This is a genomic window from Cryptocyanus atlanticus LEGE 06306, from assembly GCF_056633155.1.
In genome coordinates this window covers 39,819-47,742 of sequence record NZ_JBSJOZ010000016.1, presented here as the reverse complement: position 1 = coordinate 47,742, position 7,924 = coordinate 39,819, and the positions used below count along the sequence as shown (strand labels likewise).

General features: G+C 71.1%; 4 protein-coding genes. All 4 read right to left on the bottom strand.

All coding sequences use genetic code 11. The features are described 5' to 3' along the window. Positions 1-114 precede the first annotated feature (114 nt). From selD to ACWJI7_RS13070, 4 genes are read right to left on the bottom strand one after another with little or no spacing between them, the layout of a single operon-like run. Positions 115-2,298 carry a selenide, water dikinase SelD gene (gene selD / locus ACWJI7_RS13085; RefSeq protein WP_479938513.1) on the bottom strand — a complete coding sequence of 728 codons (2,184 nt, stop codon included), beginning with the start codon at positions 2,296-2,298 and terminating at the stop codon, positions 115-117. Next, positions 2,279-3,319, bottom strand: a complete 1,041-nt coding sequence (gene galE / locus ACWJI7_RS13080) for a UDP-glucose 4-epimerase GalE (RefSeq protein ID WP_479938511.1) — start codon at positions 3,317-3,319, stop codon at positions 2,279-2,281. The genes selD and galE overlap by 20 nt, the downstream gene beginning before the upstream one ends. A gap of 49 nt (positions 3,320-3,368) precedes the next feature. Then, complete coding sequence (locus tag ACWJI7_RS13075; protein WP_479938509.1) at positions 3,369-5,462, bottom strand: transglutaminase family protein; 2,094 nt, start codon at positions 5,460-5,462, stop codon at positions 3,369-3,371. Between the two features lie 4 nt (positions 5,463-5,466). After that, a complete protein-coding gene (locus ACWJI7_RS13070; RefSeq protein WP_479938507.1) occupies positions 5,467-7,920 on the bottom strand; it encodes a glycogen/starch/alpha-glucan phosphorylase in 2,454 nt (817 codons plus the stop codon). Positions 7,921-7,924 lie beyond the last annotated feature (4 nt).

The window sequence follows — 7,924 nt, the reverse complement described above, 5'->3', positions numbered from 1 at the left end:
AGAGCGGCCCCTATCTGGGCGAGGACGACATCGTCCGCTTTGAGGATCGGTATGGCCGCAGCGACGCACCGGGGAATGAGCCGGCCCGCATGGCCCCGGCGGGACGGGGCACGGTCAGCCGCCCGGCGCACTGAGCGCGGCATCCGCCGGCAGCACCCGGCCGATCAGGGCGGCCTCCGGGAAACCCGCCCGTCGCACCGCCTCAAGGGACGCCGCGGCCTGGGCGGGCGGCACGGCCGCCAGCAGCGGCCCGCAGGTCTGGGGATCCACCAGCAACTCCCGCCAGCCCCCCAGGCCCGCAGCCCCGGGGTCACCGGCCAGCGTCATCCGGCCCGAGTCCAGCTCCCGCCAGGCCCCACGGTTGGCCGGCGCCAGGCTGCTGGCGAAGCCGCGCTCCAGCAGGGACCAGCTCCCCGGCAGGGTCGGGATGGCTCCGAGGTCGAGCTCCAGCCGCAACGGCAGGGGGGCGGCCCGCAGCATCTCCCCGAGGTGGCCCAGCAGGCCGAAGCCGGTCACGTCGGTGCAGGCCCGGCAGCCCTGGGCGGCCAGCACCTCCACCAGGGGCGCCTGACTCTGCTGCAGCACCGCCAGGGCGCCATCGATCCACTCCGGCCTGGCCGCTCCGGCCATGGCGGCGGCGAAGAGCACTCCACTGCCCAGTGGCCGGCTCAGCAGCAGGGCCTGGCCGGGCCGCAGGCCGCCCTTCGGCCAGAACCGCTCCGGAGGGCAGCAGCCGTTGACGGTCAGGGCCAGGATCAGCCCCTCCCCGGCGCTGCGCTGCTGGAGCGTGTGCCCCCCCACCAGCGGGGCGCCGAGCGGATCCAGCACCGAGCGCACCCCCGCCAGGGTCTGCAGCAGGCCGTCCTGCTGCAGGGTCGGGGCGGCCCGCGGCAGGGTCACCAGGGCCTGGGCACTGACCACCCGGGCGCCGGAGGCCCAGAGGTCGGAGCAGGCGTGCAGGGCGGTCAGCCGGCCGTTCAGCCAGTCATCGCTCACCAGGGCCGGAAACCCGTCGATGCTCTGGAGCAGCAGTTCACCCGCGGCGGTTTCGGCCACGACCGCGGCGTCATCACGCCGGGGGGGGCCACCATGGCCGTCAGCCGCGTCCTCATCCGCGCCAGGCTCCAGCCGCTCAAGGGCCGCCGTCAGCGCATCGGCTCCCAGCTTGGCGGCGCAGCCGCGGCAGGGCATCGCCGCCCCGCCGGCCCCCATCGGCTCCAGGGCCGTGAAACGGGCGAGGAAGCGCCGGTCGATGCGCTCCTTCCACCGCCAGATCCAGCGGGAGGGCCCCAGGGCCAGCGGTCCCCAGAGGGCCAGGGCCCGGGGGACGCCATCCACGGCGCCACCGTCCCCCAGCAACTGAAGGGCCCGGGCCTGGGGGCGCCAGCGACGCAGGGGCCGCGCCGTTCTCCCGGTGGAGGCGGCCAGGGAGCGGCGTAGGTTGCTCTCCAGGGTCGGGGCGGCCCGCACCGCCCAGACGCCGCTGGGCGGCCGCCGCTGCGATCGCAGCACTCCGCAGTCGCCGCTGGCGAACAGACCCGTGTGGCCCTCCACCTCCAGGCTGGCGGCGGTGAACACCCGCCCGCTGCGCGGATCGCAGGGAAGCCCGCTCGCCGCCAGCCAGGCCGGCGCACGGCTGCCGGTGCAGCGCACCAGGGCGCCGGCCGCCGGCCCGGCCCGGCGCACGGGGATGCCCGCCGCCGCCAGCAACCTTGCCCCGGCCCGATCGGCGGCGGCGGAGCCGAGCCGCAGTCCCTCATGGCGCACCCGCAGCTCCACCGCCGCACCATGGCGGGCCCGCAGGGCCAGGGCCACCTCCACTCCGGCCGCCCCGCTCCCCACCACGCTCACCCGCTTGCGGCCGGTTCGGCACCAGACCAGAAAGGGCTCCAGCGGCTTCACCGCCATCCCGCCGTCGGAGGGGTCGTCCGCCTCCGGCGTGACGGCCCCCACGTCCAGGCTGATCCGGTCCCAGCGCAGGGGGGGCCGGCCGGCCAGCCGCAGCTCCCTGAGGGCCGGATCGAGGCCGGTGATCTCAGCGCGGATGAATCCGACACCGGAGAGCTCACAGAGCCGGCGCAGATCGATGGCGCATTCCTCCTCCCCATACAACCCCGCCACCAGCCCCGGCACCATGCCGCTGTAGAGCGCCGTGCTGCAGCGGTTGACCAGGAGGATCCTGGCGCCGGGGGGGGGACCCCGCATCGCCCAGACCCGCAGCATGAGCACATGGGTGTGGCCGCCGCCGGCCAGCACGAGCTGCAGGCCCGGTTCCGGTTCAGTCCGCACGCGGCCCATAGCCGTGGGGATTGGCGCTCTGCCAGGCCCAGCCATCGCGGCAGATCTCCTCCAACCCGCGGCGGGTGCGCCAGCCCAGCTTCTCCGCGGCCAGGGAGGCATCGGCCACCGTGACCGCCACATCGCCCGGGCGCCGCGGCACCAGCACATGGGGGACCGGGCGGCCATGGGCCTGCTCGAAGGCGGCCAGCACCTCCAGCACCGAGGAGCCCCGGCCACTGCCCAGGTTCACGGTGAGCAGCTGCGGCGGCTCGGCCAGCAGCACCTCCAGGGCGGCGCGGTGTCCTTCGGCCAGATCCATCACGTGGATGTAGTCCCGCACGCCAGTGCCGTCGGGGGTGGGCCAGTCGGAGCCGAACACCTCCAGCCGGGAGCGGCGTCCCACCGCCACCTGAGTGAGGAAGGGGAAGAGGTTGTTGGGAATGCCGCCGGGATCCTCGCCGATGCGGCCGCTGGGATGGGCCCCGACCGGGTTGAAATAGCGCAGCCGCCCGATCCGCCAGAGCGGCTCGGAGGCGGCCAGATCGGCCAGCAACTGCTCCACCGCCGCCTTGCTGTGGCCGTAGGGGTTCACAGGGGCCACAGGGGCCCCCTCCGGGATCGGCACGCTCTCCGGCAGGCCGTAGACCGTGGCGCTGCTGCTGAACACGATCGTGCGGCAGCCGGCACGGCCCATGGCCTGAAGCAGCCGCAGGCTGCCGCTCAGATTCACCTCCCAGTAGCGCAGTGGATCCGCCACCGATTCGCCCACCGCCTTGAGCCCGGCGAAGTGGATCACCGCCTCGATCGGCGCGCCGGCGAAGGCCCGCTCCAGTTCCTCGCTCCGCCGGATGTCACCCTCGACCAGCTCGAGCCGGCCGGCCGCCTGGGGGCCCGCCAGCTCCTGCACCCGCCGCAGGGCCTCGGGGGAACTGTTGGAGAAGTCGTCGAGCACGACGAGCCGGTGGCCCGCTTCGAGCAGCACCAGACAGGTGTGGCTGCCGATGAAGCCGGCGCCACCGGTGACCAGCAGTCGGCTCATCCCGTCACACCCGGACACTCGACCGACCCTACCGAGGTGACCTGACCCTTCAAGGGAGCCGCAGGTCCAGGGTGCGGCGGCCCGGTGGCGGGGCCGGCCAGGGTGCACCGTCGCCGCACCAGAGCGTCAGGGGCTCCGCTTCACCAGCCTCGACGGCGCTGGGGGCGACGGCCTCGAAGCGGCCCCTCTCTGCCCCGAGGCAGAAGCGGGCCAGCGGTGCTCCAGGGGCCTCGATCGCCAGCCGCAGCGGCAGATGGGGATCGAGGCAGGGATGGAGGGAGGGATAGAGCCGGCTGTGGCGGTAGCGCAGGCCCAGCCAGCCATCACCGAGGGGCAGGGGACGGCCGTTGAGCCAGAGCCGGCACGTCTGCAGCAAGCGGGTGTTGGCCTTCAACTCCAGGCGTTGCAGTGAGCTGTCGACAAAACGGCTGGTGTTGCCGCCTTCCACCGGCACATCGCAGAGCAGGGGCCAGGGCTCGAGCGCCCGCCGGATCTCCAGTTGCGCCCCCTCGTGCTCCCAGCGCAGCAGCAGGGGAAATCGCCAGTCCCAGATCGCCCGGAAGCATTCGGGCTGCAGAGCCAGGCCATCGCTGGCGAGCAGATCCAGCACCTCGCAGAGGTCGTCCCAGAGGAAGGCCGGAAGCTGGCAGGTGTCATGGAGCCGTTCTCCGAACACCTCGAGCCGGGCCGGGCGATGGGCGGGATTGAGCAGATGGGCCGCCAGGGCGCTCCAGAGCAGGGCGATGGCGGCGGTCCAGCCCGGATCCGGCAGGCTCTCGATGGCCCGGAACTCGATGAGCCCCTGGCAGCCGCTCGACCAGGCGGGATTCCAGAACTTGTCGAAGCTGATCTCACTGCGATGGGTGTTGCCGCTGCGATCGGCGTGCAGATGGCGCAGGGTTTCGCTGATCAGCTGCCGCTGGTCCCCCTCCGGCAACTGCTCGATGGCGCGATGGGCGAGCTGCAGATCGAGCGCCGAGGCACTGCCCTCATCCAGGCGGGGAGCCTGGGAGGCCGAACCGACCGAGCGGTTGGAGAACAGATAGGAGAGGCTGGGGTGACGCTGCCAGAACCGCAGGATCCCCACCAGCCAGGCGGGCCTGGAGAAAAAGGGGTTCTGCTCCAGGCTGGGGCCGCCCCAGAGCAGGTGGTTGCCGCCGCCGGTGGGCTCCTGCTGATCTCCCTGTTGCTTCCAGGAGCGCAGCCCCACCGCGTCGGAAGCCTCGGCCAGCAGGTGGATCCAGCCGGCGTAGTCGGCCCAGCCGTGGCAGACGGGGAGATTGATCTCCAGCACGCCGGGATCGGCGGTGAGACCCAGCACCTGCCAGCGGCCCTCAAGGTCGACCGGCAGAACCCCGCTGAGATCGGGGCGGCTCCAGCCGGCGCTGGCGGCGGCGATCAGCGTCAGCAGCTCCTCCAGGGGTTCACGGGCCAGGGGCGGCAGGAACAGATTCCAGCCGGTGCTGGAGATCTCCAGGGTCAGCACCTGGCGCAGAACCCCCTCGGGGAAGTGCTGCAGAGGAAGCCGCAGGCCGGCGGGACCGAGGGCGGGCAGCAGCTCGCGCAGGCTCTTGGCCAGGGGCCAGGAGGCCGCCTGCCAGCCCACCGGGGCCTCGGGCTCGTCCTCGGACGGGGCCCGATGGCAGAGGGGCACCGCCCAGACCCGGTTGCCCGGATCACGGGGATCTCGCAACCGCAGGGGCCTGAACCGGCAGCCGAGGGCGGCGCCGATCCGCTTGAGGAATGCCTTGGCCTGCTTCGCCGGAAGGGCCTCGGCCGCTCCGGAGACCCGGTCCTGGGGCCAGCCCACCAGGGGCCGCCCGCCGGGCCCGGTCAGCAGGCGGAGGGCCCAGCGGGGGTTCACTTCGCCGTCGTAGCGCTTGCCGGGGCAGAACAGCAAGGTGCTGCCGGGCCAGGCCCGCCGCTGCAGTTCCTCGGCCAGCCGGCGGGCGTAGGCGAGCTTGGTGGGGCCATCAGCCGCCACCGACCATTCGGCCCCGTCGGGCTCCAGCGGCACCACCGTGGGCTCGCCCCCCAGGGTCAGCCGGATCCCCTCGCCGCTGAGCCGGCGCTCCGCCTCCACCGCTACGGCCCCCATCCAGTCGCGGGCGACGGGGCGAACAGACAACGACGACACCACCATGGATTCAGCGGGTGCCCGGCTGGGCGGAGGGAAGCACGGTACAGGCATTGATCGGCACGGGCTCCACGTTCCAGATCCGCTCGGCGTACTCACGAATCGAGCGGTCGGAGGAGAAGAAACCGCAGCGGGCCGTGTTGAGCAGGGACATGCGGCTCCAGGCGGCCGGTTGCCGCCAGGCCTCGTCAACAGCGTTCTGGGCACGGCGATAGTCGGCCAGATCGGCCATCACCCGGAACGGATCGCTGCTGCAGAGGTTGGCCAGCAGCGGATGGAACAGGTCGCGGTCGCCCTCGCTGAAATGGCCCGAACCGATCAGATCGATCGCCTCCCGGGCGATCGGGTCATTCTCCAGCCAGGGCATCGGGTGGTACCCAGCGCGATTGATGGCATCGAGCTGCTCGGCGGTGTGGCCGAACAGGAAGAAGTTCTCGTGTCCGACCAGGTCGCGGATCTCGATGTTGGCCCCGTCCAGCGTGCCGATCGTGACGGCACCATTGAGGGCCATCTTCATGTTGCCCGTGCCGGAGGCCTCCTTGCCGGCCGTGGAGATCTGCTCGGAGAGATCCACGGCCGGATAGACCTTCTGGCCGAGGCTGACGCTGAAATTGGGCAGGAACACCACCCGCATGCGCCCGTCCATGGATGGATCCATGTTGACGATCTCGGCGATGCCGCCGATCAGGCGGATGATCAGCTTGGCCATGGCATAACCCGGAGCCGCCTTGCCACCGAAGATGAAGGTGCGGGGTGGCAGGTCCTCCCCATTGCGGATGCGCAGGTAGCGCTCCACGATCTGCAGCGCCGCCAGGTGCTGGCGCTTGTACTCGTGGATCCGTTTCACCTGCACATCGAAGAGGGAGACGGGATCCACCAGCACCCCCAGCTCGCGGTGAATCGTGCCCGCCAGCCGCTGCTTGCTCTGGTCGCGCACCAAGCGCCAGCGCTCCAGGAAGGCGCTGTCATCCTGGAAGGCCTCCAGCCGCTGCAGCTCAGCCAGATCCCGGCGCCAGGTGGAGCCGATCGCCTCATCGAGCAGGCCGGAGAGGGGGGGATTGGCGACTGCGATCCAACGCCGCGGTGTCACCCCGTTGGTGACATTGGTGAAGCGATCGGGCCAGAGATCGGCGAACTGGTGGAACAGGTCCTTGCGCACCAGGGCGCTGTGCAGTTCCGCCACTCCGTTGACCCGGTGGCTCCCCACCACCGCCAGGTTGGCCATGCGCACCTTGCGGCTGGAGCCCTCCTGGATCAACGAGAGGGACTCGAGCAGGGCCGGCTGACCGGGATAGCGGATTCGCACCATCCGCAGGAAGCGGGCGTTGATCTCGAAGATGATCTCCAACTGGCGGGGCAGCAGCTGGGCGAACAGATCCACCCCCCAGGTCTCGAGGGCCTCGGGCAGAAGGGTGTGGTTGGTGTAGCTGATGCTGGCGGTGGTGATCGACCAGGCGGTGTCCCAGTCGACGTCATGGTCGTCGATCAGGATCCGCATCAGCTCGGCCACCGCGATCGCCGGATGGGTGTCGTTGAGCTGGACGGCGAACTTGTGATGGAACTCGGTGACGGCCAGCCCCTGGCCCTGGAGAATGCGGAACATGTCCTGCAGGGAGCAGCTCACGAAGAAGATCTGCTGGCTCAGGCGCAGCTGCTTGCCCTGATTGGTCTCGTCGTTGGGATAGAGAACCTTGGAGAGGGTTTCGGAGTTGATCTTCTGCAGCACGGCCTGGGTGTAGGCACCGGCGTTGAAGGAGGCGAAATCGAAGGATTCCGGCGCCTGGGCCGACCAGAGGCGCAGGGTATTGGCCGTGTGGACGCCGTAGCCCAGGATCGGCGTGTCGTAGGCCACCCCCATCACGGTGTGGTCCCCGATCCGCACCGCGTAGGTCCACTCCGGACGGATCACCTCCCAGGGGTTGCCCTGGGCCAGCCAGGGATCGGTGCTCTCCACCTGGGCACCCCGCTCGATCTGCTGGCGGAAGATGCCGAACTCATAGCGGATGCCGTAGCCGATCGCCGGCAACTCCAGGCTGGCCATCGACTCCTGGAAGCAGGCTGCCAGCCGCCCCAGTCCCCCGTTGCCGAGACCGGGTTCCGGCTCCTCGCCGATCAGCTCCTGCAGATCGAGATCAAGCTCGGCGCAGGCGGCCTCGGCCGCCTCCCGCAGGCCCAGATTCACCAGGTTGTTCTCCAGGTGGGGACCGAGCAGGTATTCGGCCGAGAGATAGGTGACGGTGCGCACCCCCTCACGGGTGTAGGTCTCGGCGGTGTCCACCCAGTTCTGCAGCAGCTGATCACGGACCGCCATCGCCAGACAGCGGTAGTAGTCGTGCCGCGTGGCCAGCGAGGGTGACTTGGCCTGGGTGAAAAACAGATGGCGCCGGATTGACTCAGCCAGGGCGCGTCCATCGGCCGGGGTGGTCGCGCCGCTGGTGACGGGGGGAACGGTGCTGGCGGACATGAAC

What these genes read in the sequence shown, in the direction of transcription:
- selD (WP_479938513.1), bottom strand. Translation starts at nt 2,298, where the DNA reads ATGGGCCGCGTGCGGACTGAACCGGAACCGGGCCTGCAGCTCGTGCTG.
- galE (WP_479938511.1), bottom strand. Translation starts at nt 3,319, where the DNA reads ATGAGCCGACTGCTGGTCACCGGTGGCGCCGGCTTCATCGGCAGCCAC.
- ACWJI7_RS13075 (WP_479938509.1), bottom strand. Translation starts at nt 5,462, where the DNA reads ATGGTGGTGTCGTCGTTGTCTGTTCGCCCCGTCGCCCGCGACTGGATG.
- ACWJI7_RS13070 (WP_479938507.1), bottom strand. Translation starts at nt 7,920, where the DNA reads ATGTCCGCCAGCACCGTTCCCCCCGTCACCAGCGGCGCGACCACCCCG.